Consider the following 25852-nt stretch of genomic DNA (forward strand, 5'->3'; position numbering starts at 1 on the left):
AGTATAAAGCAAAACGGTTAGAGTTCGGGTAATCTGCCACGGTGGATACGTGCTTTAAAAGGAACCTAAAATGAAGTTTATTTCCCTGTGGGATTTGCCCACACGGTTGTTTCACTGGTTGTTGGTGCTTGCTGTATCGGGCTCGCTGATAACGGTAAACCTCGGTGGCACCTGGATGCTGTGGCACGAGCGCTTCGGCCTCACCATCGTGAGTCTGATCAGCTTTCGACTGGTATGGGGTTTTGTTGGCTCTACTTATGCGCGTTTTCCGCAATTTATCCCTGGGCCAACACGAATATCTGCTTATCTGAAAGGCGATTGGCAAGGTTTGGGGCACAACCCTCTGGGTGCTTTATCAGTACTGGCCATGCTGGGCTTGCTGGGTTTCCAGGCGGTTACAGGGTTGTTTGCGACTGACGCTATCGCCTTTAATGGGCCACTTTACCGTGCGGTCTCGTCAGACTGGAACGACACGATCACATCCTGGCATAAACTGACAGAGTGGTTTATTTACGGTTTGATCGGTTTGCACATTGCCAGTGTGGTCTTTTACACACTGGTAAAGAAAAACAATCTGATTACCCCAATGGTTAGCGGGCGCAAACAGGTAAATGAAAGCACGGACGATCAGCGAAAAGGTGGCGGCCTGATAGCTCTCATTGTCGCGTTGGGGGTAGCAGGGTTCGCTGTGTGGGTGGCGAACGGGGGGCTTCTGCCTCCTCCGCCTCCGCCTCCGCCCGATCTGGGCTGGTAAGCGGCGGAGGCGCAGGCTTTATCTGTAAGGCTTACTCGGCGCGGAAAGCGTCGTGGCATGCCTTGCAGGACTTGCCTACTTCGCTGAACTGAGCGGCCAGCGCGGCTTTGTCACCTCCGTTGGCGGCGACTTCCTGAAGCTTGGTGGCGGCCTGGGCAAAGCCGATCGCGACTTCACGGGCTTTTTCCGGCTTGTCGAAAAACTCGGGTTTCAGTCTGGTGTCGTCGTTTTTGTCCATTGCCGTACCAGGACCGAAGAGGGCGCCTAAACCGGAGTTGGCTACGGACGCAATGGCGTTGGCAGCGGCCAGCATTTGTTGCTCATTGTAGGCGACATCGCCATCGATGGCCTGGGACTTGATCTTGCCCATGTTCCATGCAGCAAACGTAAACGCGCTCTGCCGGGTGTTGATCTGGTCTTCGACGTCCATCTGAGCCACAACGGGTGCTGCGGTTACAAGGCTCAATGCCAAGGCTAGATAAAATCCTGATTTACGCATGGTATTTCTCTCTCATTTATGAAAACCAAAGTGATGTCATCATATGAATGATTCCACAGATATCACGGGTTTTAAATCGAAATACCGTAAAGTCCAAGTAAAGGTATAGAGCGTCTATGCCTGAACCTGCACGCTAGACAGAGGTTGCATTCGGCTCAAACAGGCATGAACGTTAAGGCTGGGGGGCATTCTGGAGGCACAAAAAAAGCCAGCTCTCACGGATCACGTAAGTAACTGACTTTCTTGGCAGAATTGGTAGGACCACCCAGATTCGAACTGGGGACCTCTACCATGTCAAGGTAGCGCTCTAACCAACTGAGCTATGGTCCTGTGTTCTGCAACGGGGCGAAATATACTGATTCTCCCGTATCTGGTCAACCTATTTTAGCCGGTTTCTCTTTTCTTAGTGCGGCCCTGAGGGTTTTGCTCAGGGAGCTCCAGCGGTTAACAATCAATGCCGCGAAGATTAACCCGCAACCGGCGAGCTGGGTTGAGGTCATGGTTTCATCAAACCATCCGGCTGCGAACAGGGATACCCAAACCGGTTCCAGCACCAGAATAACGGCACCGTGGCTGTGAGTGGACAGGCTTTGTGCATATGTTTGCACCAGAAAACGCCCAGCCGTTCCAACGATAGCGCTGGCGAGAACCCACCAGATTAAAAGTGGCGGAGGGGTGCCGAACGTCGGCAGCCAAGGCTCCATAAGCAGTGATTCAGCCAGGGTCACCATTCCCACGGTAAGCAACGCTATGGCAGTGAGGGGCAGGGCCGGGATGCGATGCTTTTCGATGGTTTCACCCTGGCGGTTGATGACCGTGCGTTGATTTGCCGCCCGGGTGTTAAGCGTGAAATACAGCGCAAAAATTGTTGCAGCCACCGCGAAGAACATCTGACCGGCTTCAGGCTGAAAACCGTTACGAAGGGAGAGAAGAGCCAGCCCGGCGACTGCGACGGGAATGGCAAACCAGGTGCTTGCAGGTTGCGCCTCCTTGAACACAAGGCGGGCGATAACAGGAACAATAACTACGCCCAGGCTGGTAATGAAAGCCCCTTCACCCATGCTGGAGGCATGGAACAGGCCCATGACCCAGAAACTCATGGCCACACCAAATACCAGCCCAACACCCACTCCGCGCTTGATCTGATCCCGGCTCAGCCGGGACAGTGGTTTCCAGGCGAACACCGCAAGAAAACCGCCTGCAATCAGGAACCGCACGGCCATAAACAATAACGGTGGCATGAGCAATATGGCTTCTTTGGAAAAGATCCAGCTTACAGCGGCAAGCAGAGTAACCGTGACGAGTAGAAGATCGGATTTTTGAGCGTCGGACATGGTGTGGGGAGCAACAGAGTTAGGGTAGGGTGCCACCAGAGCTACAGAAGTGACGTGTCCCAACAATGTATAGTTTGCGAAGTAAAAAAGAAAGGAGGCTCATCCGTGAGCCCGCCCGAATCCAGGTTCCGATAGCTGTTAATTGTTAAGCGTAGAATACACCAGAGTAGACATGTCGGTCTGATCTGAGCCTGGCACCTCGATATACCGGTCTTTGGAGCCCCAGAGCTTCCACCAGGGGCGTTTGCTGTAGCTTCTGCTGGCGAAGTCTACCTGCAGGCTGTTCAGGGTCGTGTTGTTCACCACCGGTACCGAGATGTTACCGGTTTCCGAGCCCAATACACCGCTATGGGTAACACCCTCACTCATCAGTATCGGGTAGTGGTTGTAGTAAAGGCCGGCGGGGCCATTCTGGCTGGTTACCTTACCAGCAAGGCTGAGGTTGCCGGAGCAGGAATCGATACCCTGAGCTGAGGTTGCGCCACAGGATGAATGCGCCGGTACAACGCCGTCATCTTTACCGGAGATGAAGGGCTTGGTGATGCCGGCGTAGGGTGAGCCGCCCGCAACGAACCTAAGGCGCGGAATAGAGTTGGGGCTCAGAGCCAGGTTTCTGGCGGTGTTGGTTTGCAGGTCATTTACCACGCCCAGCTTGCCCGGCTCAGGCTCTATGCCTGTGAAAGCCTGGACAGCAGCACGAAGAGGCCAGTTATACCAGGTCGGGTTATATGCAAGGCTCAGCGCCAGGTTTGCCAGGTCTGTGCCACCACCCGCCCCTGCATAGTCTATGGAGGCGAGGATTTTCAGCGGGGGCAAACCTTCGTTCTGCAACCAACGGGCCTGATTTTCCAGCAGATAGCGGGTGACCAGATCGCCCGTTGAGTGTGAAACCACTATGCAAAAATCGTTACACAGACCCTGCTGGCTGATTTCGCGGATCTGCTCATAGGCTCTTTGAGCAATGCTGCCTTCGATTCTGCCGTCGCTTGGCCAGTCAACACGGGCTTCCGAGCGGGATAGCCAGAATGTCTGCCAATAGTCCTCGCCAGCGTCCCTGATAGCCTGCAGGTTGGCGGGTGGCGTCTCAAGGTCTTCCATCTGGAAGCCGTGAACCAGAATCACATTGTGCCCGGCTAGCTGCGCTTGGGCGGGTCCGGCCATCATACTGCTGGTCAGCGCGGTGGCCAGCGCAATTTTACAGGCATATCGGGTCTTTCTTGTTGTCATGATTGCTCCGTTTTGCATGATTGTTATTGTGGTACCTCAGAACTTGTCAGCCAGCTGTTTCAGCAGAGCTGCACGCTGTTCCGATTCGGGATTTACCGCCGGGGTATCCTTGAGGTCATCAAGGTCTGGCGGCTCAAAGTCGTAGCCCTCCTCCGGGCCAAAGGCATAATGGGTGCGGTCGCCGGGCCGGGCAGGTAATTGCCGTATCTGCAGATTGCGCAGTTGAAACTTTCCGTTGAACGATTTGTTCGCAAGCACCGTGCCGTGAGCTCTCAGTGAGAGGGTGTCTGAGGTGCGGTCGAGCCGTTTCTCGGCCTGAATCTGGGCGACCGGCTGCTGGCCGTTATAGAGTTGGGCAGACAACGCATAGAAGCCCGGTTCCTGTGGCGAAAAGTTGACTGGAATAACCAGGTTATTGTTGCTGAGGAAGGTATCTTCGAGCCCTTCAAAGTCCCCGAGATAGGGTTCAATGGTTAGACTGGAGGCATGTCGCACAGGTTTTCCGTCAACGGTTGCTTCTACGATAAGCCGGTATTCTCCCGGCTCTTCGTCGGTTGTCAGGCTGCCCTGGTAGTAGCCTGTCTCGCCATCCTGCTCCAGCGTTGTGGTTTCGACGGAATCTCTGGATTCAGGGCGCTCAAGCGTTGCCTGAAGCGAATTTCCCACCACCTGAGGCCCCTGCAATGAGGCAACAACAAGAATGTCCTCACCCCGGGTGAAGCGGAACTTATCGAGGGTGACGGTAAACTGACCGCCGTTTTCCAGCGGCAGAGCCACAGGCTCGTAGTGATTGCCGCGATACCCTTTGGCCTGGGCTTCAGTTAACGGCACCGACCAGGGCGGATAACGAGCAGAGTGGGCATACTGGTCGGCTACCTTGGACAGCATAAACCCCACGGGATTGTCTGAAGGTGGCTTTTGCTGAGGGCCGGCAGTCGCCTGAGAGGTTCTTGACGCGGTGCCCGGGCTGGGTGCTGTTTGTCGGGCCTTATCCTCCTGGATTTTCGTATCCCAACTAAATCCGTAGTGGTTGTCCTCCGACAGCAGGTATCCAGTGCTGACCACAATGGAGGCTACAAATAAACCGGCTCCGAGCGCCTTAGGGGACATTCATTTGTCCTTTTCAATTATTGTATTGTCCGACAAACATACTGCCGATTAGCCCTTGCTGGCTAAAATATAGTCAAAAAACGTAACGGCGCTGGTAATTCCTGTGACCTTGATCACAAAACGCTTAAAACCAGCCAGAATCCTTTATCGCCTCAAAGCCAAAGCGGAGATTTACCTCGTCCCCCACTAGCGCTGGGTCAAGCCCATAGGTCATGTCCCAGTCGCTGCGTTTGAGGGTGGTTTGTGCGCTAATGCCCAAAGTGTATTTTTCATGGCCAATAGGGTACTCAGCAGCCTTGTTCAAAGTCACGTCCAGCTCCACCGGGTTTGTTTGCCCGAGCATGTTCAATTCCCCGGTGACGACGCCAGTCGATTCGCCGGTTGTTTCGAAGTTGGTTATGGTGAACGTAATGTCCGGATATTTGCTGGTGTTAAGAAAATCTTTGCCAGTGAGGTGGTCATCGCGCTTTTCGTGATTGGTGAACACGCTTTTGCTTTTGAATGTTAACCTTCCAGAAGCCAATTCCCGCGTTTCTTCGTCGTACACAAATTCGCCTTCAACCTTCCGGAACATCCCCATTACAGGTGCGTAGCCAATGTGCATGATTTCGAAAACCATCGAGAAATGCTCATCGTCTACTTCAAAGTTGGCGGGCGCGGCATTGGCGACGTTCGCAACAGGTGCCAGGGCGAAGCAGGCGAGAAGAGCTGGCATCAGGAAAAATGATTCAGACTGTTTCATGGTGAAATCTCCTTTCATAAAGCCAGTACACGTCTGTCAGAAACGACCAGGCGAGTAACAACAGGGCGGTTGCCAACGTCAGGCTGGCAAACATGGGTGGAACAGGTGGCAAAATGGCAACCATCAATGTAACTATCTGCCACACACAGATGGTTTTGCGACGGAAACTCTGGGGTAATGGACGGTTTAGCCAGTCCAATACCGAAGCTGCTGCGACAAACAGGTAGCGCATAAGCCCGAGAGCAAGAACCCAAGTGCCGGCTTTCCCGCTCATCACGACTGCTATGCATAGCCCCAGAATAAGAAGAGCATCCATTTCCATATCGAAGCGCGCGCCGAAAGCACTGGCGGAGTGGGTTACCCTTGCAAGCTTGCCATCCACGCCGTCGAGAATCAGAGCCGTCAGAGCGCCAATGGCGTAGATCCAGAGTGTATGATCAGATGAGGGGGTGGCAGGAAGAAACGGGGCGGCAGCAACCAAAGCAATAATCAGGCTGCTCCGGAAAAGAGTGGCGCGATTTGCCCAGCCAAAATCTTTATCGCGGGGCCAGCGTGTGAGGATTGCAGCGCAGATAAAGCCGTATAGCAGAGTTGCGAAAATAATCATCGGCCAGGATGCTGCGTACAGCTTTAAAGCACCAACCATCCACAGTGCTGTGAGCGCAGCGCCCCAGAGTAGGTCAGCCCACGGCGGTATTATGGAAGGTTTCGGCCGCATTTCAGAACCCATAATATAACTCCAACGTATAGGCTTTGATGCATTGCATTCAGTAACAAAGACTATAGTGTCGTGATCAATCTATTAACAGTGCTGACACAGGGAGGGGAAGATGAGTTCCGGTTTGAGCAGTTCGTCAGAACAAAATGTTTCCCGGGCATTCTGGATAACCGGGCCCGGGGAAGGTCGTATTCTGGAGGCGCCGGTGGTAGCTGGCCAGCCGAGTATCAATGAGCCCCGGGTCGTTGTAAAAACATTATGGTCCGGCGTAAGCAGAGGTACCGAATCTCTGGTGTTCAACGGGCGGGTTCCGCAAAGCGAGTTCGATCGCATGCAGGCTCCTTTTCAGGCAGGAGCGTTTCCATGGCCGGTAAAGTACGGTTATGCCAATGTGGGGCAAGTGCTTGAAGGACAGGATGAACTGGTTGGAAAGACGGTGTTTTGTCTCTTTCCCCACCAGGAGGTGTATTCGGTGCCGGCCAGTGCGGTGACGCCCATCCCGGCTGGTGTTCCGGCGGAGCGGGCTATTCTGGCTGCGAATATGGAAACGGCCATAAACGGTCTTTGGGATTCTATGCCTGCGGTGGGTGATCGCATCGCGGTGGTGGGTCTCGGTGTGGTCGGGCTCCTTGTGAGCTGGCTCGCCAACCGTATTCCTGGAACACAGGTTACGGCCATCGATACCAATCAGGCCAAGGCAGGGGTTGCGGAGGCTTTAGGGCTGACGTTTGCAACAGAATCACCGGCAGATAGCCACGATCTCGTTATTCACGCCAGCGGGCACGAATCCGGCCTCGCAACCGCGCTCGCATTGGCAGGGCAGGACGCAACCGTGCTTGAAATGAGCTGGTATGGCGACAAGCCTGTTTCTGTTCCGCTTGGGTCAGCATTCCACTCCCGCAGGCTCACGTTAAGATCGAGCCAGGTTGGTCAGATTCCGCCTGCGCGACAGCCTCGGTGGACCTACCGTAAACGCCTTCAACTGGCGCTTGAGCTGCTGCAGCACGATGTTCTGGATTACCTGATTAGCGGTGAGAACAGCTTTGAACAGATGCCTGAAACCATGAGCCGGATTCTTGCGAATGGCAGTGATACGCTTTGTCACCGCATAAAATACTGAGGAGCTTGTTATGTTCAGTCTTACCGTCCGGGATCACATGATGATTGCGCACAGCTTTAATGGTGAAGTTTTCGGCCCGGCACAAAAAACTCACGGCGCCACTTATGTGGTTGATATGACATTTGAACGCCATGAGCTGGATAAAGATGACCTGATTATCGATATTGGGCTGGCGTCGGAGGTTCTCAAGCAGGTGCTTAGTGAATTCAACATGAAGAACCTTGACGATATTGAGGATTTCAGAGGCCGCAACACCACGACTGAGTTTATGGCAAAGAAGGTATACGAACGGATGGCAGCAGCCATCCATGCAGGGCGGTTGGGCGAGACTGCAAAAGCCGTCTGTGCATTGAAGGTAACGCTTGCGGAATCACACATTGCCTGGGCCAGTTACCATGCCGGAATCTGAAACGGCCCTGCACTTCGTTGTGCCCGGGAATCCTGATCAGAACACCGGCGGTTATCGCTATGTACGGAAACTTTCTGAAGCATTGAATCGGGCCGGCACGAAAGCTGTGGTAACAGGATTGCCAGGCAGGTTCCCCAGGCCGGATGCTGTCGCAACACAGGCGATGGACAACATGCTCTCAAACCTTGCGAACGGTTCGCGGGTAATTCTGGACGGGCTTGCCATGAGCGCAATGCCCGACGTACTCGAAAAGCATGCTCAGCGACTGTACCTCACTGCACTCATTCATCACCCGTTGGCGGACGAGACCGGATTAAGCCACGCCTCGCAGGATTGGTTCTTTGAACGAGAGAAACAGGCACTGAAAGTCGTTCGGGATGTATTTACAACCAGCGTCTATACGGCGTTCCGGCTCGCAGATTACGGTGTGACAGCTGCGCGTATTCAAACGGCCGAGCCCGGGGTGGAAAGCCCTGCATGTGCTGCGTTGCCTGCTGACATTGAAGCTTTTGCCGATAGCCAGAAACGGCAAGAGTCAGGTGCTCCCAATATCCTTTGCGTTGCCCACTTGTCGCCGCGCAAGGCACAGCATCATTTGGTTGAGGCTCTTGCCGGGCTGGCTCACCTTCCTTGGCACTGCACCTTTGCAGGCTCCTGCGAGCGCGATGCGGTTTATGCTGATGGCGTGAGACAGCAGATTGGCGAATCGGGCCTGAGCACTCGAATTGATCTCGCTGGAGAGGTTGACGGGCAGAAACTCGCGAGCCTGTATGGGAATGCAACCCTGTTCGTACTGCCGTCGCTATACGAAGGCTATGGCATGGTCATTGATGAAGCTCTGGCCGCCGGCCTGCCGGTCATTTCATCGGATGGCGGCGCCTTGAAACAAACCGGAGCACGGCCTGGCGTCGTGTTGTACACCGCCGGGAATGCGGATGCATTGCAAGCCAGCCTGCGAACATGGCTTGGCGATTCTGAAGCTCTGAAACAAGCCCGCGCAGAGGCTGTTGGCGAGTCTGGCAACGTTAGAAGTTGGGCAGATACGGCAAGACTGTTTCTGAAAGGGCTTGGTTATTTTGATCAATACCATCGCGATACGTTTTTTGCCGGGGAATGGTTGCAAGTAAGAGAAGCCGCCGATCACCGTGGGCGGTCAAAGGATTTGACTCGGTGGCTGGACCAGTGGATAAGAGATAGGTCGAACCTTCAAGGCCCGGTCAGGCTTGTGGATATTGGTACGGGACGGGGTTCAAATGCGGCTTATCTAGCATCTACATTATCAACACCACAGGAATGGGTACTGGTTGATCAGGATGAAAACCTGCTGACGGAAGCTGCTCACAGAGTGGGTGAGTTGAATACCTCCTGTGAGATCGTGCGCCGCCGCTTAATGCCTGAGGATTTTGAAGGGTTTCTCCCTGATGACACATTGGTTGTGACAGCCTCGGCACTTATCGATCTGGTTTCTGAGGCCTGGCTGGATGCCCTTGTTGCCGAAGTGGCATCAAAGCGGGCGGCGATGCTGGTTGTGCTGAGTTATACCGGTGCCTTTGCGCTATCGCCGTCCCACGAACATGACTGTTTGTTGCAGGAGCTGGTCAATCAGCACCAGCATGGCGATAAGGGCACAGGCGCCGCGCTTGGGCCAGATGCTGCCGCAGTGCTGGCAGAAAAATTGAACTTACAGCGTTATGAGGTAAGGATTGCCGAAACCCCATGGCAACTCAGCAATACAGACGCAATGCTGGCCACCATGCTGATGGAAGACTGGGTAACCGCCGCCAAGCAGCGGGGCCCGGGTGCTGCAGATCAATTGGATGCCTGGTTTGCGGTCAGAAAGCAGCAGCTGGACGCGGGTGAGCTGAAAATTACCGTGTGTCATCAGGACGTACTTGGTCTGCCGGTAGCATGAGTTTTGTGAGCGACAAAGGGTTTCGCATTGCATTGAAATGGCTGACGGCCGCCTTGGTTATCGTTGCTGTTTTGTTGTTTGTGGATGTGGAAAAACTGCTTGGCGAGCTAACCCGGATTCCACCGGTTGCGTTGATCGCGGGGCTTGTTTTAGGCGTTGGTCAGGTGTTTTTGTCGGCTTGGCGCTGGCGGTATACTGCAGCCATTCTGGGAATACCGATACCTTGCTGGCAGGCAGTGAGGGAATACTACCTCGCTACCTTTACCAACCAGGTTTTGCCCGGCGGCGTTCTGGGTGATGTGAATCGTGCGCTGCGCCACGGCGCTGATTCCAAAAACCGGTTGGCAGCGGCCCATGGTGTTGCGATAGAACGTTTGTCCGGACAAATCGTACTGGCGGGGGTGGTTGTAACTGGCCTCTCGTGGCTGGTGATTACGGGTAGAATCATGGGCGCTGATCCCACAGCTTCTGATTCCTCTGGCCAGCTTTCCTTGCTGCTGTCAGGTGCAGCGGTCCCGGTTCTATTGGTAGGGCTTTTCGCAAAACGAAGCCGCGGCACATCCACTTATTTCGCAACGCTGCGCAGTGATCTCAAGCGTGCGCTGATGTCATGGCCGGCGTTCCCGTGGCAACTGCTGTCCTCTCTGCTCGTGGTGGCAAGCTATCTGGCCGTATTTCTCGTGCTGGCAAAGGGCGCAGGCTATCTGGCTGACATGGCATCAGTTGGCGTGGTTGCGGCTCTGTGCAGTCTCCTTCTGCTGAGCATGGTGATTCCTTTCACCGTGTCTGGCTGGGGAGTTCGTGAAGGTGCTGCGGTTGTTCTATGGCCAATGGCTGGCTTGCCAGCGGAGCAGGGCGTTGCTCTGAGTGTGGCCTATGGTGCTTTGATATTTGTCTCCAGTTTGCCAGGCGCTCTTTTTTTGTTCAGTTCGAAGGCAAGGCAACGCTGAAATCCAGATCAAACAGCATGTCTGTGCCGAGGTTTACGAACCGGGCACCCGGCCTGAGCGCATCGTCCAGAAAATCGATTTCCGGCAGCGAAAACGCCGGCCTGCCGCTGCCTATGATCATTGGCGCAACCATCACATGCAGTCGATTCAACAAGCCGGCCTGAAGAAACTTTGAAACGGTCAGGCCCCCGCCTTCCACAAAAATTTTTCTCAGATCAAAGTCGGCCAGAACCTTGAGGATCAGCTCCGGATCCACCGGCGTTGATCCGCTGCCCAGGCAGGGAACCTCTGTAACAGTACCCGGGCCACCGCAACGAGCGCTGTCTGGTTTGTAGTTGCCAGCCACAAGCCGCAGTGTCGGCGACTCACCATCCGTAAACAGGTGGTGGCTGCCTGGCACTCTGCGGTTGCGGTCTATAACCACTCTTACCGGGTTGGCGCCGCTGGCACAGCGCACTGTAAGGCGCGGGTTGTCGGTAGCCGCTGTGCCGGCACCTACAACCACTGCATCCGATAGCGCGCGGATTCGATGCAGGTGCACAATCCCGTCTTTGCCGTTGATGAAGCGGGAGTGGCCCGTAGCGGTCGCAATACGGCCGTCCAGGCTTTGTCCAAGCTGAGCAATAACATGCTGCGGGGACCTCGCGGTACGTGGTTGGCACAAGGGTAAAAATGTATCCAATAAGGCTCTGGCTTTATCTTTGGCGGGTAGCAACAAGCGGTACTCACCCATTTTGCTAAGCTCAAGCGCAGGGACAGCGGAATTGGGCCAGTGAAGAGTCACATCCTCACGGTTAATTGCCTGTAAAATCAGGTTCCAGGCGGCTTCAGTATCCAATGTGTGAGAAGTCATAAGGTTCCTGTGTCTTTTTGTTCAACCCAGTATAGGCAGATTGTGCATAGAGCTGTATGTACGTTACATTTTCTGATTAACTCACTTTTTAGAGCAATCTTGCAGAGGCGAATACCATGCGGTACCTGCAGACATTCAATCGTCGGTTGCGGCAGATGCGTGAGGCAGGGCATTTGTCCTGCCAGGATGTGGCGGAAATATGCGGTGTCGATGAGGCTCAGGTTATAAGCTGGGAGGCTGCAGATGCGAGGCAGCGTACCTATCCGGACGTATCGGCGTTGCTGGATTTCTGTATAAAAACGGAAACCCCTCTGGAAGACCTCCTGGACCTGACGGAGCCCGGGGACCGTGGGCAGCTTGAATTGCCGGGGTTGGCTTTCAGCAGCAGTGATGATCTCTCCAAGGCACTGAAGGAGCTCGAGCAGGAGTTAGACCGGCTTCAGCTTTCGGATGAAGAAAGTGAGCTTCTGCGCCGGTTCCGCAAGACCGCTGCGGAGAACCGGCGCATGATTCTTCAGATTCTGGGTGCCTGAGCCCAGAGTGCTCGTCTGTTACTTCTGCTTTTTGTAGATGTTCTCGTACACGTAGTTGGTGGCTTCTACAAACCCATCAATACTGCCGCAGTCAAAGCGTTGGCCCTTGAACTGATACGCCAGCACACATCCGTTCTTCGCTTGCTCGAGCAGTGCATCGGTGATCTGAATCTCGCCGTTCTTGCCCGCCGGTGTACGTTCCAGAATGTCAAAAATATCCGGTGTGAGAATATAACGGCCAATAATGGCCAGATTGCTTGGTGCGTCCTCAGGCGCGGGCTTCTCGACCATGTCCGTGATGCGATACAGGCCGTCTTTCATCGATTCACCGGCTATCACACCGTACTTGTGGGTTTCGTCCGCAGGCACTTCTTCAATGGCAACGATGGAGCAGCGGAACTGGTTGTACAGCTTAACCATCTGCGTCAGAACGCCGTCTTCACCTTCTCCCGGGCCGATGCAAAAATCATCGGCCAGTACCACCGCAAACGGATTGTCCCCCATCAAGTTCCGGCCGCTCAGAATGGCGTGGCCGAGCCCTTTCATTTCAACCTGGCGGGTAAAGGCAAACGTGTTGTTATCGATCAGGTCCCGGATGGAGGTCAGCAAGCCTTCTTTGCCTGACCCCGCAATCTGGTGTTCGAGCTCGTAGCTCATGTCAAAATGATCTTCAATCGCTCGCTTGCCGCGCCCGGTCACAAAGCCGAACTCATGAATGCCGGCTTCGGCTGCTTCTTCAACCCCGTACTGCACCAGTGGCTTGTTAACGATGGGCAGTATTTCTTTCGGCATCGCTTTCGTGGCTGGCAGAAAGCGGGTGCCATAACCGGCAACTGGGAAGAGGCACTTTTTGATCATCTTATTCATCCTTTGGTCGGGAGTCGTAGCGTTTCCATAATTTGAGGCGAGTTTAGCAAGTTATTTGTCTGAGAGGAGAGGACCGGCGGTATTCATTGCGTTTTGTAATTGCGGCGACAGACGGGATAATTAGCTTGATTTGCCTGTCATATCTAATACTTAACATGCAGATGTCGCTATAACCTACTGTTTTTAAGAATGTTAAAATTGTAATTTTTAGCAACCACCACTGGATTCTGGCTCTGTGTTTTTTTAAAGTGGCACGATATTTTTAAAAGCACCGTAATCCTGATTTTATACTTCAATGAGGCTCTCTTGTGGGACGCATACTTCTGGCAGCCCTGATTGTTGGCACTTTTGCCGGACAGGTGTCAGCGAACAGCACAAGATCGCCTGCCGAATCCCCCTTGTGGGATCTCTATCCTGCAGACCTTCTTCAGTCAGTCACCCGGTACGTCGCGTCCCACTTGGAGTTCTCTGGTGACTCCAGCCAGACCAGTGACAATGCGGATGGCCGCATCAATGTCACGAGCAATAATCTGATCTGGTCCCAGCACGTGCTAGGCTTGGCTTTTAGCGATTCCGTTGCCAGGCGAGGCAGTGCCGAGTCTACTACACTTGCGCTGCGGTACGCTTTTCCGCTGGCCGGCAGTGACTTCCGGATAGATCTTGAAAACAGGGATTATTCCGGCGCGGCGAGTGCCTCCGGGCAGCGTTATGACACCAGGGGAGAGCGCCGCAACCTGAAGATAACGGGTAACCGCTCGCTCTGGTCTTGGGAGGGCGTTGAGGTTGGCAGCGTTTTTTCTCACTCCAGCGGCAAGAGCAGCGCGTTTGAAGATTCCGTATGGGTTGAAAATTCCACCCATCAGCTTTCAAGCTTTGGGCTTCAGGGTTCTGCTTCGCAGGAGCTCTTCGGAGGAATGTACGCAACAACATCCCTGACAGCCATCGGAGGGCTGGATTCTGAAGAAACCACCAACCTATCGGGTCAAACCCATGATTCGGATGGCTTTCATAAGCTGGCGGTGGCTGCGTCTCTAAGCAGGGAAGTGCTGAGCTGGAATGTCGGGCTGAACGGGCGCTACCAATTTGCACCCGATGATTTGCCATCCTCCGAGTATCTTGGCATTGCTGGCCCGAGCATGATGCGAGGGTTTAATGGCCAATCGGTGCGCGTGGCCGAAGGTGGGTGGCTGCGGATGAACGCCCGCAGCCCAAGCTATCATTGGCCGTTCGCATCGGAACTTAACTCCGCCATTACATTCTCGCTGCTGCAGGGCTGGGCTCCTTACTCTGCGGCCCAGTCTGACCGTTTTGGCAGCACCAGTACTGGCGAAATCTCTCTGCAGCTCTACTCCCGGGATTTTCACGCCGACATGAGTATCGGTCAGATGCTCAATGCATCTAACGCGGCGCTCCTGATGCCCACAAGTCCTGATCTTTCCTTCTCGATTTCGGTCGGCATCTGAACGCCGACCCCTTCTGACAATCGTTTGTCTTTCTAATCCCTTGTTACCAAGATGTCACTTGAGGCCTGCCGTATAGCAGGTGTTACATTTACAGGTTGGTTTACAAGGGATTTTGTGATGATTGGACCACGGCTGCCAGTTTTGTTGTTTCTTTTCGTTCTGATGGCGCTTTCCGGTTACGCTCAGGCGTTCGGCTTCAAGGATGTCGCTGAAAAAGCCAAAGCCCTTGCCGACGAAACCTATCAAAAACCAGCACAGGCGCCCGATTTTCTCCGAAACCTGAGCTACACGGATTACCAGTCGATCCGCTTCAATCCCGATCAGAGTCTCTGGCGCTCAGGCGGGTCCCGGTTTCAGGTGATGATGATTCCCCAAGGCAGCTTTTACACTAATGCTGTCCAGCTCAATGTTATCGACAGCGAAGGCGTGCATCCGATCGGGTTCGATAAAAGCCGGTTTGACTATCCCAACCCTGAGCTTGCCAAACGAATTCCTGCGGACCTGGGCTACGCCGGGTTCAAATTAACATACCCGTTGTCCGGCAAAAAACCGTCCGGGAAGGCCACACAAAACCAGTTTCTGGTGTTTGGAGGCGCAAGTTACTTTCGTGGGGTCGGTGCGAACCAGAACTTCGGGCTTTCCGGCCGTGGCATTGCGGTCGACACCGGCCTGCCATCCGGCGAGGAATTTCCGGCATTTACCGAGTTCTGGATGGAGCACCCCAAAGCAGACAGCGACGTTATGGTTGTTTATGGCCTACTTGACGGCCCGAGCCTCGCAGGTGCCTACCGCTTTGAAATCCATCCGGGTAAAAACACCGAAATGGATGTGACAGCGCAATTGTTTTTTCGGAACGACGTAGAGCAGCTGGGCCAGGCACCGCTTACATCCATGTTTTACTACGGCGATAACACCCTGCGCCCGCGTGGGGAATGGCGCCCCCAGGTGCACGATTCCAACGGCCTGCTGATCAACGACGGTGAAACCGGTGAATGGCTCTGGCGCCCGCTGGTTAATCCTGCCGAACTGCAATTGAGTTTCCACCATGTACAAAACCTGAATGGCTTTGGCTTGATTCAGCGCGACCGCAGATTTGAGGACTTTCAGGACAGCGAAGCCCGCTATGACCGCCGGCCAAGTATGTGGGTGAAGCCACTTGGCGAGGGCAATGCAGGCTGGGGAAAGGGGCAAGTTGTGCTTGTTGAAATCCCTTCTGGCTCGGAAACCAATGACAACATTGTGGCGTTCTTCAAGCCGGAAGAGCCGGTGAAAGCAGGTGAGAGCCGCCGACTGAACTACTCCGTATCCTTTGGTGAGCCTGAAATTACCGGCCATCCCAGTGGCCGTGCTGTGCGCACCTTTGTGGGTAAGGGCACGATGAACGGTGAGTCGGACAACGCCTTGAGGCTTATCGTCGATTTCAAGGGAGGCGACCTTTCGGGGATTCGCCCGGACGCTGCGGTTGTCAGCCAGGTAAGCGGTGGTGAAGGTGTTGAAGTAATTGAGCATTTTGTTGAGTACATTGAGGTTGTTGATGTATGGCGTCTTTCAATTCTCGCAAAGCCGCCGGCAAAAAAGCCGCTTACCTTGCGGGGGTTGCTGAACAAGGATGACAAGCCTGTGACCGAGACATGGACGTATCTGCTCGGGCCGGCAACAGACCTTCGGGGGAACCCTCGATAACCGATGTGGCCGTCAATCAGGCGTAATAGCAGGTAGCCGTTAACAGCCAGGGAGACGAACGTGGAAGACATTTCCTTCCAGCATGTATTCAGCCGTATGTATAGCTATCTATGTGAGGCTGGTGTCGAAATGACCAGTGAGCGTTGTCGTCAGATGCTACAGCTCATTGACGATGCCGTAGCTGAGGTTGGTGAGATCGCGGGTGACTCAGCTGGCGAGCGAGGGCATGGCGCGCGTCTGTTGGAAAACACCATGAGCAGATTGCCGGACTACTTTACGATTCCGGATGTATCGACACCCACCGCAGCTCCACCCCTTTGCCGGGGCAGTATCGGGTACTACACCCGTGGATAGTACAACAACGGAAAACCCCGTAAAGCATCGCTGGCGGATGGTTGCGAACCTGCGTCGCGCTGTGTTGATGCTGTTTGTTTTTGGCCAAACTGCCATTGCATCTTATTACCTGCTTTGGGTGCTGCCTTATCACGGTGGCACCGCGCTGGAAATCGGCATGCTGGTGCTTTTTGCCATTCTTTATGCATGGATTGCGGTCGGGTTCTGGACAGCCGTATTCGGATTTGTGATCCGGCTGATGGGCGGCGATCGTCACTCAATTCTCAAACGCCACACAGAGGCAGAGTTGCTGGAAACGCCGCTGGCGAAAACCGCCGTTCTGCTTCCAATCTATCACGAACCAGTGCACTGGACGCTGAGCGGCCTTAAAGCCGTGTATCGTGACATCGAGCGCACGGGCCAGATCGAACACTTCGAGTTTTACATACTCTCCGATAGCCGGGATCCCGACGTCTGGCTGGAAGAGCAGGTTGCCTGGAACCAGCTGGCCAAGGATCTTGGTGGTGAGGGCAGGATTTTCTATCGCCGGCGCCCGGTGAACCTCAATTACAAAAGCGGCAACGTAGCCGATTTTCTCCGCCGTTGGGGGAAGCGCTGTAAATATATGGTGGTGCTGGATGCAGACAGTCTGATGACCGGCAGCACCATTGTTCGCATGGTGCGGCTCATGGAACGCGAGCCCGGCGTGGGAATTCTGCAAACCAACCCGAACATCATCAACGGCCAATCGCTGTTCGCTCGAATTCAGCAGTTCGCCAACCGGTTCTACTCCACGCTGTTTGCCAATGGGCTGGCTGCAATCCAGATGGGAGATGCCGCATTCTGGGGCCATAACGCCATTCTTCGTATTGAACCCTTCATGAACCACTGCGGGCTGCGCAAGCTACCCGGTATCGGGATCTTTGGCGGGCCAATCATGAGCCACGATTTTGTTGAGGCTGCGTACATGGGGCGAGCTGGCTACGAAGTCTGGCTGGAGCCGGGGCTGGGGGGCAGCTACGAAGAGTCGCCACCTACGTTGGCCGACGAACTGTCGCGGGACAGCCGCTGGGCCAAAGGCAACCTTCAGCACCTGTGGGTTATGTTGCGGGAACCCGGGCTGCGCTTCGCCCACCGCATGGCGTTTCTGAACGGCATCATGGCCTACGTAGCTTCACCGCTGTGGCTGGGCTTTTTGATTCTTACCACGATTGCAGCCGCCCAAATGACTCTGTCGCCCATCGAGTATTTTCCCGATGGTCATCAGGGTCTTTTCCCTCTGTGGCCTGAGTGGCGGCCCGAGTGGGCGCTGGGTCTTGCCCTGAGTACCCTGGCCCTACTGTTTCTGCCAAAATTTCTGGCCATTCTCGACGCGATGATTCACAGATTCACAAAAGAGTTCGGTGGTCTGTTTCGCCTTTTCTGTAGCGTCATGCTGGAAATTTTGATTTCAGTGTTGCTGGCGCCGTTGCGCATGTGGGCACACAGTCGCTACGTGGTGTCGGCCTTGCTGAACGTTTCGCTGCAATGGGCGGGGCAGAACCGGACTGAGGAGACTGGCTGGAAGGAAGCCTTCATCACTCAGCTACCCGGGATGGTACTGGGCGGAGGCTGGTCCGCATTTGCCTGGAGCCTGGATACAATGTTTTTCCTGTGGTCGTTGCCTGTTGCCGTGCCGCTTATTCTGGCGGCACCGACGGCCGTGTATCTCAGCCGAAATTCACTGGGGCAGGCTCTTAAGAAGCGCAAGCTCCTGCTTATACCTGAGGAAAGCATTGCGATGCCGCTGCTTGAAGATGCTGTCCGGTATCGCTCTCATGAGCTTGCGAATTCAACTCTTACACCGCTCGAACAGGCAGTGCTGAGGCTGGATCACAATCGCCTGCATCAGGCGCTGGCTTGGGACCACAGGCATGGCTCGCGCAAGGCAGAATTGGAGGCGTCTGTGGCCAGATGTCTCAAAGAAGGGCCTGAGGCGCTTTCACGTTCCGAAATGAGCCAGATCGCCCGAGACCGACAATCACTCAAAGCACTGCATGAGGGAGCCTGGCGCGCTTCGCCTGGCAGCTTCTGGGGCCGGTGCATAGCTCGGCTGAGTGCTCAAACCAAATGAAGTGACGAGGAGAGTAGCTATGGATCGACGTATGCTTATGAAAGCACTGGCAGCAGGGCTTGGAGCCAGTGCTCTGCCGCTTGCGCCCCTCGTTTGGGCGCGTGAATCCGGGATAAGCAGCGATAATAGCGAAAAACCCTTCAGTTATGCCTGGTTGAAAGGCTATGCGCGGGAACTGGCCGCTCAACCATACATATCTCACGAGGGCGAGCTGCCCCAAAGCCTGAAACAGCTTTCCTGGGACGACTACCAGGCCATCCGGTTTCGCAAGGATCACGCGTTATGGGCTGATAGCGATTCTGCCTTTCAGGCACAGTTGTTTCATCTGGGGCTGTACTTTCAATCTCCGGTCACCATTCATGAGGTGATCAACGGTAAGGCAACCACGCTTCGCTACAACCCCGAATTTTTTGATTACGAAGGCGAGCAACCCCTTGGCGACCTGCCGGGCGATCTCGGCTATGCTGGCTTTCGCCTGCATTATCAAACCAACTTCTCCCTGGATCTTGCGGCTTTTCTCGGCGCCAGCTACTTCCGCGCGGTGGGGTCGGAAATGCAGTACGGGATGTCTGCGAGGGGGCTGGCAATTGATACCGCTGTGAACGGTGAAGAGGAGTTCCCTCGGTTCAGCGCCTTCTGGCTGGAAAAGCCCCAGCCGGGCAGCCAGGTAATGCGGGTTTGGGCGTTGCTTGATTCACCTAGCACGACAGGTGCTTACGCCTTCGTTCTTGACCCGGGCCGCAATATGGTGATGGATGTCGATGTTGCACTGTATCCACGCACCGAAATGAAACGAGCTGGCATTGCGCCGCTCACAAGTATGTATCAGGTTGGCGAAAACAATCGGCGTATGGATTACGACTGGCGTCCGGAGATCCACGATTCGGACGGCCTGGCCATGCTTTCGGGCAGCGGCGAATGGCTTTGGCGCCCACTGGAGAACCCGGCTCATCTGCGCTTCAACAGTTTCAGTGATAACAATCCTCAGGGTTTCGGTTTGCTGCAGCGTGATCGGAATTTTGACCACTACCAGGACGATGGCGTGTTCTATGAACGTCGCCCCAGCGTATGGGTGCAGCCGAAAGGCGAGTGGGGCAAGGGCAGTATTGATCTGGTGGAGATCCCGACCGTGGATGAAACCTTCGACAACATCGTTGCCTTCTGGCATCCAGAAAAACCGCTGAAGCCTGAACAGGAATATCTGTTCTCCTACCGGTTGCACTGGGGTGAGCGGGCGCCGGTGAATCCGCGAGAGCTAGCGACCGTGCAGGCAACGCGGGCAGGGCTGGGTGGCGTTATTGGCCAGAAGCGAGAATACTTCTCCTGGCGTTTTGCGGTAGATTTTGCCGGAGGCGTGCTGGATATGTTGGGTGGTGATGCGGAAGTCGAAGCGGTGATCAGTGCAAGCCTGGGCGAAGTTGAAATAACCTCAGCCCGGCCATTGTCTGCAATCAACGGCTATAGGGCCATGTTTGATCTCGTTCCGGGGGACTCTGAAGAGCCCATTAATATCCGGCTGTATCTGCGCCTGGGCGATGAACCGCTCACAGAAACCTGGGTATACCAGTACTCGCCGCCACCCATGTCCGAACGTAAGCTCTATTGAGAAATGCTTGTTTAGGGCGCCATCTCTAACGGATTGTTGACAATATGTATGCAGCATTGTTGACAAAGTGGGCTTCAGGGGATAGTTTTGTCGATATTGCATCCAGATTGTCGACAAACTATGCCGGATATCACATCTCAAACCTACACCCGCGCCGATGAGGCCTTCGATTGTCTGCAAACGGCAATCGTAAAAGGGGATCTTGCGCCGGGTGACAAAATCGGTGAGTTGGATCTCTGCTCACGCTTTGAGTTGACGCGAGGCCCGCTCCGGGAAGCTCTTGGCCGCCTTGAGTCCCGCGGGCTTCTGGTTCGCCGTCCCCACGCTGGCGTGAAAGTTGTCTCTGTAAGCGCATCGGAGCTGGTTGAGCTATACCGTATTCGTGAAGTCATGGAAGGTCTGGCTGCCCGCCAGGCTGCCGAACGCATGACCGACCAGGAAATTGCCGACCTAAAGGCCACTCTGGATGCCCACGAAACCATGATCGACGAAGCTCGTGGGCAGGCCTATTATCAGGCAGAAGGGGATTACGACTTCCACCACCGCATTGCCACCGGTAGTCGAAACACCAAGCTGGCCCAGATGCTCCTGGGTGATCTCTATTACATGGTGCGGATGTACCGCTACAGGCTAAGCACCTCTGCCGGTCGCCCCCACCGTGCCCTTGGCGAGCACCGCCGAATTGTAGAAGCCATTGCCCAGCGTGATGGTGAACTCGCAGAATTTCTGATGAAAAGACACATCAACGCCGCTCGTGAAAATATCGAGAAGCAAATCGAGGAAGGCGTTTTAACTGTCTGACTGTTCTAACTATCTGATAAGAGAGGATCAAACATGTCCAATAAGCTCTCCCCGGGCGCGCGTTTCCGCAAAGCCCTGAACGACAACAAACCCCTGCAGATTGTAGGCACCATCAACGCTTATGCTGCGATGATGGCGGAAAAAATCGGGCATCAGGCCATCTACCTTTCTGGCGGCGGCGTGGCGAACGCCTCATATGGCTTGCCTGATCTGGGCATGACCAGCCTGAACGATGTAGTCGAAGACGTGCGCCGTATCACCGCAGCAACCGACCTGCCGTTGCTCGTGGATATCGACACCGGTTGGGGTGGTGCCTTCAATATTGCCCGTACTATTCAGCAGATGGAACGTGCAGGCGCCGCCGCTGTTCACATTGAAGATCAGGTAGCCCAGAAGCGCTGCGGACACCGTCCGAACAAGGAGATTGTTTCCAAAGAGGAAATGGTCGACCGCATTAAAGCGGCTGCAGACGCCCGGGTAGATAAAGACTTCTTTATTATGGCCCGCACCGATGCCTTCCAGAAAGAAGGCCTCGAGGCAGCCATTGATCGTGCCAAAGCCTGCATCGAAGCCGGTGCCGATGGCATTTTTGCTGAAGCGGTCACCGAACTGGAACACTACAAGGCATTCTCTGAGGCCTTGGGTGACGTGCCTCTGCTGGCCAACATCACCGAGTTTGGTGCTACGCCGCTATACAACCGCAAAGAGCTTGGCGAGTCCGGCGCAGCCATGGTGCTGTATCCGTTAAGCGCCTTCCGCGCCATGAATAAAGCCGCGGTAACGGTTTACCAAAGCATTCTTGAGAAGGGTGATCAGAAAGACGTGGTTGATTTGATGCAAACCCGTATGGAGCTCTACGATTACCTGAATTATCACGATTTCGAGCAGAAGCTGGACCAACTGTTTCAGCAATCCAAGGGCTGATTCAAGCCTGATAACACATTGTTTTGACCACCGGGCTTCTCGAACGAAACCCGGTCAATCATAAATATAGAGGGAGAGCACCCATGGCTGAAGCAAAAAAATCAGGTGGCGCAGGACTGCGCGGTCAGGTCGCCGGTGAAACGGCACTGTGCACTGTTGGTCAAACTGGAACCGGTCTTACTTATCGCGGTTACGACGTAAGTGATCTGGCGGACAACGCGCAGTTTGAGGAAGTGGCGTACCTGCTACTGCGAGGAAAACTACCGAACCAGCAAGAACTGGATGCCTACAAGAAAAAGCTTCAGAGCCTGCGTGGGTTGCCCCACGCCCTGAAGACCGTTCTGGAAAACATCCCCAAAGACGCTCATCCTATGGACGTAATGCGCACCGGCGCTTCGATGCTGGGTACCCTGGAAACCGAGCAGGACTTTAGCGAACAGGACGACAGAATCGACCGTTTGCTGGCGCTGTTCCCGTCTATCATTACCTACTGGTACCGTTTCGTCCACGAAGGCGTGCGCATTGAAACCGACAGTGACGTGGACTCCATCGGTGGTCATTTCCTCGAGCTGCTGCATGGCAAAAAACCGAGCGAACTGCATGAGCGGGTGATGAACGTATCCCTGATACTTTACGCCGAGCATGAGTTCAACGCTTCCACCTTCACCGCGCGCGTTTGCGCTTCCACGCTTTCTGATATCCATAGTTGTGTGACAGGCGCTATTGGCACCCTGCGTGGCCCGCTGCACGGCGGCGCCAATGAAGCGGCCATGGAGCTGATCCAGCGCTTCAAGAATGCTGACGAGGCTGAAGAAGGCCTGATGGGCATGCTGGCACGTAAAGAAAAGATCATGGGCTTCGGCCACGCGGTTTACACCGAGTCAGATCCCCGCAATGTGATCATCAAGAAATGGTCTGAAAAATTGTCGAAGGAAGTAGGCGATACGGTTCTGTACCCGGTATCCGTGCGCTGCGAAGAAGTCATGTGGCGCGAGAAGAAACTGTTCTGTAACGCTGACTTCTTCCATGCCTCGACTTACCACTTCATGGGCATCCCGACTGAGCTGTTCACGCCGATTTTCGTCATGTCCCGTGTTTCTGGGTGGACTGCCCACGTGAAAGAGCAGCGGGCCAATAACCGGATTATCCGCCCGAGTGCCGATTATACGGGGCCGGACCACGCTGAATGGCTGCCGATTGATAAGCGCGCATAATTCAAGGGATACGAGTCTTCTCATGAACACAAACTACCGCAAACCCCTACCAGGCACCGACCTGGATTATTTCGACACCCGCCAGGCTGTTGAAGAGATCCAGGCTGGCGCCTACGACAAGCTTCCGTACACCTCCCGAATCCTGGCCGAGCAGCTGGTTCGCCGCTGTGATCCGGATGCTTTGACGGATTCCCTTGAACAGCTCATCGAGCGCAAGCGCGATCTCGACTTCCCCTGGTACCCGGCTCGCGTAGTCTGCCACGACATCCTGGGCCAGACCGCTCTGGTGGATCTGGCAGGTTTGCGTGATGCGATTGCCGAGAAGGGCGGTGATCCCGCGAAAGTGAACCCGGTGGTTCCCACGCAGCTAATCGTGGATCACTCCCTGGCCGTTGAACACGCCGGCTTCGAGGAAGATGCGTTCGATAAAAACCGCGCCATCGAAGACCGCCGTAACGACGACCGGTTCCACTTTATCAACTGGACGAAAACCGCGTTCAAAAACGTGGATGTAATTCCTCCAGGCAACGGCATCATGCACCAGATTAACCTGGAGAAAATGTCCCCCGTGATTCAGGCGCGTGCCGATGGAGAAGGTAAGCGCGTAGCCTTCCCGGACACTTGCGTAGGTACAGACAGCCACACCCCGATGGTGGATGCCTTGGGCGTTATCTCCGTGGGTGTTGGCGGCCTGGAAGCCGAAAGCGTGATGCTTGGCCGTGCCTCTATGATGCGACTGCCGGATATCGTGGGTGTTGAGCTCACCGGCAAACTGCAGCCGGGCATCACCAGCACAGACATGGTACTGGCCCTGACCGAGTTTCTGCGCAAAGAGCGTGTGGTAGGTGCCTATCTGGAATTCTATGGTGAAGGTGCAGACAGCCTCACCATCGGTGACCGTGCAACTATCTCTAACATGACACCGGAATACGGTGCCACGGCTGCAATATTCTACATTGATGGCCAGACCATCGATTACCTCAAGCTGACCGGTCGTGAAGATGAGCAAGTGGCTCTGGTAGAAAAGTACGCCAAACACACCGGCCTCTGGGCAGATGCCCTGAAAACTGCCGAATACGAGCGCGTTCTGACGTTTGATCTCTCCACCGTTACCCGCACCCTGGCTGGCCCCTCCAACCCGCACGCGCACTTGCCGACCTCCGAGCTGAAAGAGCGTGGTATCGCCGGCGAGTGGGAGTTGGAAGAAGGCAAAATGCCCGATGGTGCCGTTATCATCGCGGCCATCACCAGCTGCACAAACACCAGCAACCCGCGCAATATGGTGGCTGCAGGCCTGATTGCTCGCAACGCCAACAAGCTGGGCCTGACCCGCAAGCCCTGGGTGAAGTCCTCCCTGGCACCGGGCTCCAAAACCGTCAAAATGTACCTGGAAGATGCCAAGCTGCTGTCCGAACTGGAAAATCTCGGCTTCGGCGTGGTGGCGTTTGCCTGTACAACCTGTAACGGCATGAGCGGTGCGCTGAATCCTGTCATTCAGAAAGAAGTCGTTGACCGCGATCTGTACGCGACGGCAGTGCTTTCTGGTAACCGTAACTTCGATGGCCGAATTCACCCCTACGCCAAGCAGGCATTTCTTGCATCACCGCCTTTGGTGGTGGCCTACGCGATTGCAGGGACCATCCGCTTCGATATCGAAAAAGATGCGTTGGGCTACGATAAAGACGGAAACCCCGTTACCTTGATGGACATCTGGCCGGATGACACCGAAATCGACGCCATTGTGAAACAATCGGTGAAGCCGGAGCAGTTCCGCAGCACCTACATTCCCATGTTCGATATCACCCGCGATGCGCAGGCCAATACCAATCCCCTGTATGACTGGCGCGAAATGAGCACCTACATCCGCCGCCCGCCATACTGGGAAGGTGGCATGGTGGGAGAGAAGCAGCTCAAAGGCATGCGACCGTTGGCGGTGTTGCCAGACAACATCACCACGGACCACCTGTCGCCATCCAACGCCATCATGATGGACAGCGCAGCCGGTGAATATCTGCACAAAATGGGCGTGCCGGAGGTCGACTTCAACTCCTACGCAACCCACCGTGGCGATCACCTGACCGCCCAACGCGCAACCTTTGCCAACCCTAAACTGTTCAACGAAATGGTGTTGGATGAAAACGGCAAAGTGAAGCAGGGTTCTATGGCGCGGATTGAGCCGGAAGGCAAGGTTACCCGCATGTGGGAAGCCATTGAGACCTACATGGAGCGCAAGCAGCCTTTGATCATCATCGCCGGCGCCGACTACGGCCAAGGCTCGTCCCGTGACTGGGCAGCGAAAGGTGTTGCGTTGGCGGGTGTTGAAGCCATTGCTGCGGAAGGTTTTGAACGCATCCACCGCACCAACCTGGTCGGCATGGGCGTTATGCCTCTGCAGTTCGAGGAAGGCACCACGCGCAAGACGCTGAAAATTGACGGCACTGAAACCTTTGATGTCGAAGGCACGGCTGCGCCCGGCGCGAAGCTGACTCTGGTTATGCATCGTAAAGATGGAAGCTCTGAGCGGGTGCCGGTGATCTGCCGGTTGGATACTGCCGAAGAATTGTCCATCTACTCCGCTGGTGGTGTATTGCAGCGCTTTGCCGAGGACTTCCTTCAGTCTGAAGGCGCCGCGTGAAAATTGGGGCCTGGCAGCTTTCCAAGCCCAGGCCCCGTCTTCGAATCCTGAT

At 54.9% G+C, this 25852-nt stretch carries 23 protein-coding genes and 1 tRNA gene; 15 read left to right on the top strand and 9 right to left on the bottom strand.

What is annotated here, in order from left to right:
• The first annotated feature begins 70 nt into the window (after positions 1-70).
• Complete coding sequence (locus FFI90_RS03910) at positions 71-754, top strand: cytochrome b/b6 domain-containing protein (protein ID WP_144776603.1); 684 nt, start codon at positions 71-73, stop codon at positions 752-754.
• Between the two features lie 31 nt (positions 755-785).
• Here the strand turns inward: FFI90_RS03910 and FFI90_RS03915 are convergent, their stop codons facing one another.
• The 7 genes from FFI90_RS03915 to FFI90_RS03945 form a co-directional block, all read right to left on the bottom strand.
• A complete protein-coding gene (locus FFI90_RS03915; protein WP_144776604.1) occupies positions 786-1253 on the bottom strand; it encodes a c-type cytochrome in 468 nt (155 codons plus the stop codon).
• Between the two features lie 253 nt (positions 1254-1506).
• Positions 1507-1583: transfer RNA gene (locus FFI90_RS03920), tRNA-Val, on the bottom strand.
• Between the two features lie 44 nt (positions 1584-1627).
• The gene (locus FFI90_RS03925) at positions 1628-2587 is read right to left on the bottom strand and encodes a DMT family transporter (RefSeq protein WP_144777211.1); all 960 of its coding nucleotides are present in this window, start codon (positions 2585-2587) and stop codon (positions 1628-1630) included.
• 138 nt (positions 2588-2725) lie between these two features.
• Positions 2726-3814, bottom strand: coding sequence for a lipase family protein (locus FFI90_RS03930; protein WP_144776605.1), 1089 nt, complete (start codon positions 3812-3814; stop codon positions 2726-2728).
• Between the two features lie 36 nt (positions 3815-3850).
• A complete protein-coding gene (locus FFI90_RS03935; RefSeq protein ID WP_144776606.1) occupies positions 3851-4924 on the bottom strand; it encodes a hypothetical protein in 1074 nt (357 codons plus the stop codon).
• A gap of 124 nt (positions 4925-5048) precedes the next feature.
• Positions 5049-5666 (bottom strand): YceI family protein, encoded by a 618-nt coding sequence (locus FFI90_RS03940; RefSeq protein WP_425463077.1) that lies wholly within the window; start codon positions 5664-5666, stop codon positions 5049-5051.
• Positions 5653-6396 (bottom strand): CDP-alcohol phosphatidyltransferase family protein, encoded by a 744-nt coding sequence (locus tag FFI90_RS03945; RefSeq protein WP_144776607.1) that lies wholly within the window; start codon positions 6394-6396, stop codon positions 5653-5655. Before FFI90_RS03945 ends, FFI90_RS03940 begins: the two co-directional genes overlap by 14 nt.
• Before the next feature lie 100 nt (positions 6397-6496).
• Here FFI90_RS03945 and FFI90_RS03950 point away from each other — a divergent pair, with 100 nt between their 5' ends.
• Genes FFI90_RS03950 through FFI90_RS03965 form a run of 4 tightly spaced genes read left to right on the top strand, consistent with a single transcriptional unit; the run spans position 6497 to position 10775 of the window.
• Positions 6497-7504: a zinc-dependent alcohol dehydrogenase gene (locus tag FFI90_RS03950; RefSeq protein ID WP_144776608.1), complete on the top strand. Its 1008-nt coding sequence runs from the start codon at positions 6497-6499 to the stop codon at positions 7502-7504.
• Between the two features lie 10 nt (positions 7505-7514).
• On the top strand, positions 7515-7913 hold the full coding sequence (locus FFI90_RS03955) for a 6-pyruvoyl trahydropterin synthase family protein (RefSeq protein WP_144776609.1): 399 nt from the start codon (positions 7515-7517) through the stop codon (positions 7911-7913).
• On the top strand, positions 7900-9825 hold the full coding sequence (locus FFI90_RS03960) for a glycosyltransferase (protein WP_144776610.1): 1926 nt from the start codon (positions 7900-7902) through the stop codon (positions 9823-9825). Before FFI90_RS03955 ends, FFI90_RS03960 begins: the two co-directional genes overlap by 14 nt.
• Complete coding sequence (locus FFI90_RS03965) at positions 9822-10775, top strand: lysylphosphatidylglycerol synthase transmembrane domain-containing protein (RefSeq protein WP_144776611.1); 954 nt, start codon at positions 9822-9824, stop codon at positions 10773-10775. The genes FFI90_RS03960 and FFI90_RS03965 overlap by 4 nt, the downstream gene beginning before the upstream one ends.
• On the opposite strand, the gene FFI90_RS03970 is transcribed toward FFI90_RS03965, so the two are convergent.
• Positions 10750-11628, bottom strand: a complete 879-nt coding sequence (locus FFI90_RS03970) for a RibD family protein (protein ID WP_144776612.1) — start codon at positions 11626-11628, stop codon at positions 10750-10752. The genes FFI90_RS03965 and FFI90_RS03970 overlap by 26 nt on opposite strands.
• Before the next feature lie 116 nt (positions 11629-11744).
• Between FFI90_RS03970 and FFI90_RS03975 the strand changes: the two genes are divergently transcribed.
• Positions 11745-12161 carry a helix-turn-helix transcriptional regulator gene (locus FFI90_RS03975; RefSeq protein WP_144776613.1) on the top strand — a complete coding sequence of 139 codons (417 nt, stop codon included), beginning with the start codon at positions 11745-11747 and terminating at the stop codon, positions 12159-12161.
• 18 nt (positions 12162-12179) lie between these two features.
• Here the strand turns inward: FFI90_RS03975 and galU are convergent, their stop codons facing one another.
• Positions 12180-13019 carry a UTP--glucose-1-phosphate uridylyltransferase GalU gene (galU, locus tag FFI90_RS03980; RefSeq protein ID WP_144776614.1) on the bottom strand — a complete coding sequence of 280 codons (840 nt, stop codon included), beginning with the start codon at positions 13017-13019 and terminating at the stop codon, positions 12180-12182.
• A gap of 317 nt (positions 13020-13336) precedes the next feature.
• On the opposite strand from galU, the gene FFI90_RS03985 reads away from it, so the two are divergent.
• From FFI90_RS03985 to acnD, 9 genes are all read left to right on the top strand, one after another.
• The gene (locus FFI90_RS03985) at positions 13337-14491 is read left to right on the top strand and encodes a ShlB/FhaC/HecB family hemolysin secretion/activation protein (protein WP_144776615.1); all 1155 of its coding nucleotides are present in this window, start codon (positions 13337-13339) and stop codon (positions 14489-14491) included.
• Between the two features lie 117 nt (positions 14492-14608).
• Entirely contained in the window at positions 14609-16174 is a 1566-nt protein-coding gene (locus FFI90_RS03990) for a glucan biosynthesis protein G (RefSeq protein WP_144776616.1), read from the top strand.
• 60 nt (positions 16175-16234) lie between these two features.
• Positions 16235-16528 (top strand): hypothetical protein, encoded by a 294-nt coding sequence (locus FFI90_RS03995; protein WP_144776617.1) that lies wholly within the window; start codon positions 16235-16237, stop codon positions 16526-16528.
• A complete protein-coding gene (gene mdoH / locus FFI90_RS04000; RefSeq protein WP_246123319.1) occupies positions 16521-18620 on the top strand; it encodes a glucans biosynthesis glucosyltransferase MdoH in 2100 nt (699 codons plus the stop codon). The genes FFI90_RS03995 and mdoH overlap by 8 nt, the downstream gene beginning before the upstream one ends.
• 19 nt (positions 18621-18639) lie before the next feature.
• The gene (locus FFI90_RS04005) at positions 18640-20226 is read left to right on the top strand and encodes an OpgD/OpgG family glucan biosynthesis protein (protein WP_144776619.1); all 1587 of its coding nucleotides are present in this window, start codon (positions 18640-18642) and stop codon (positions 20224-20226) included.
• Between the two features lie 120 nt (positions 20227-20346).
• A complete protein-coding gene (locus tag FFI90_RS04010; protein WP_144776620.1) occupies positions 20347-21027 on the top strand; it encodes a GntR family transcriptional regulator in 681 nt (226 codons plus the stop codon).
• 33 nt (positions 21028-21060) lie between these two features.
• Complete coding sequence (gene prpB / locus FFI90_RS04015) at positions 21061-21951, top strand: methylisocitrate lyase (RefSeq protein ID WP_144776621.1); 891 nt, start codon at positions 21061-21063, stop codon at positions 21949-21951.
• A gap of 83 nt (positions 21952-22034) precedes the next feature.
• Positions 22035-23165 carry a bifunctional 2-methylcitrate synthase/citrate synthase gene (gene prpC / locus FFI90_RS04020; protein WP_144776622.1) on the top strand — a complete coding sequence of 377 codons (1131 nt, stop codon included), beginning with the start codon at positions 22035-22037 and terminating at the stop codon, positions 23163-23165.
• 22 nt (positions 23166-23187) lie between these two features.
• Positions 23188-25800, top strand: coding sequence for a Fe/S-dependent 2-methylisocitrate dehydratase AcnD (acnD, locus tag FFI90_RS04025; RefSeq protein WP_144776623.1), 2613 nt, complete (start codon positions 23188-23190; stop codon positions 25798-25800).
• The last annotated feature ends 52 nt before the right edge of the window (positions 25801-25852 follow it).

The sequence above is a fragment of the Marinobacter maritimus genome, assembly GCF_007671675.1.
Lineage (GTDB): Bacteria > Pseudomonadota > Gammaproteobacteria > Pseudomonadales > Oleiphilaceae > Marinobacter > Marinobacter maritimus.

What these genes read in the sequence shown, in the direction of transcription:
- prpB (WP_144776621.1), top strand. Translation starts at nt 21,061, where the DNA reads ATGTCCAATAAGCTCTCCCCGGGCGCGCGTTTCCGCAAAGCCCTGAAC.
- FFI90_RS03990 (WP_144776616.1), top strand. Translation starts at nt 14,609, where the DNA reads ATGATTGGACCACGGCTGCCAGTTTTGTTGTTTCTTTTCGTTCTGATG.
- FFI90_RS03910 (WP_144776603.1), top strand. Translation starts at nt 71, where the DNA reads ATGAAGTTTATTTCCCTGTGGGATTTGCCCACACGGTTGTTTCACTGG.
- FFI90_RS04010 (WP_144776620.1), top strand. Translation starts at nt 20,347, where the DNA reads ATGCCGGATATCACATCTCAAACCTACACCCGCGCCGATGAGGCCTTC.
- FFI90_RS03955 (WP_144776609.1), top strand. Translation starts at nt 7,515, where the DNA reads ATGTTCAGTCTTACCGTCCGGGATCACATGATGATTGCGCACAGCTTT.
- galU (WP_144776614.1), bottom strand. Translation starts at nt 13,019, where the DNA reads ATGATCAAAAAGTGCCTCTTCCCAGTTGCCGGTTATGGCACCCGCTTT.
- FFI90_RS03945 (WP_144776607.1), bottom strand. Translation starts at nt 6,396, where the DNA reads ATGGGTTCTGAAATGCGGCCGAAACCTTCCATAATACCGCCGTGGGCT.
- FFI90_RS03940 (WP_425463077.1), bottom strand. Translation starts at nt 5,666, where the DNA reads ATGAAACAGTCTGAATCATTTTTCCTGATGCCAGCTCTTCTCGCCTGC.
- FFI90_RS03970 (WP_144776612.1), bottom strand. Translation starts at nt 11,628, where the DNA reads ATGACTTCTCACACATTGGATACTGAAGCCGCCTGGAACCTGATTTTA.
- FFI90_RS03935 (WP_144776606.1), bottom strand. Translation starts at nt 4,924, where the DNA reads ATGTCCCCTAAGGCGCTCGGAGCCGGTTTATTTGTAGCCTCCATTGTG.
- FFI90_RS03930 (WP_144776605.1), bottom strand. Translation starts at nt 3,814, where the DNA reads ATGACAACAAGAAAGACCCGATATGCCTGTAAAATTGCGCTGGCCACC.
- acnD (WP_144776623.1), top strand. Translation starts at nt 23,188, where the DNA reads ATGAACACAAACTACCGCAAACCCCTACCAGGCACCGACCTGGATTAT.
- FFI90_RS03950 (WP_144776608.1), top strand. Translation starts at nt 6,497, where the DNA reads ATGAGTTCCGGTTTGAGCAGTTCGTCAGAACAAAATGTTTCCCGGGCA.
- FFI90_RS04005 (WP_144776619.1), top strand. Translation starts at nt 18,640, where the DNA reads ATGGATCGACGTATGCTTATGAAAGCACTGGCAGCAGGGCTTGGAGCC.
- FFI90_RS03975 (WP_144776613.1), top strand. Translation starts at nt 11,745, where the DNA reads ATGCGGTACCTGCAGACATTCAATCGTCGGTTGCGGCAGATGCGTGAG.
- FFI90_RS03925 (WP_144777211.1), bottom strand. Translation starts at nt 2,587, where the DNA reads ATGTCCGACGCTCAAAAATCCGATCTTCTACTCGTCACGGTTACTCTG.
- FFI90_RS03915 (WP_144776604.1), bottom strand. Translation starts at nt 1,253, where the DNA reads ATGCGTAAATCAGGATTTTATCTAGCCTTGGCATTGAGCCTTGTAACC.
- prpC (WP_144776622.1), top strand. Translation starts at nt 22,035, where the DNA reads ATGGCTGAAGCAAAAAAATCAGGTGGCGCAGGACTGCGCGGTCAGGTC.
- FFI90_RS03960 (WP_144776610.1), top strand. Translation starts at nt 7,900, where the DNA reads ATGCCGGAATCTGAAACGGCCCTGCACTTCGTTGTGCCCGGGAATCCT.
- FFI90_RS03965 (WP_144776611.1), top strand. Translation starts at nt 9,822, where the DNA reads ATGAGTTTTGTGAGCGACAAAGGGTTTCGCATTGCATTGAAATGGCTG.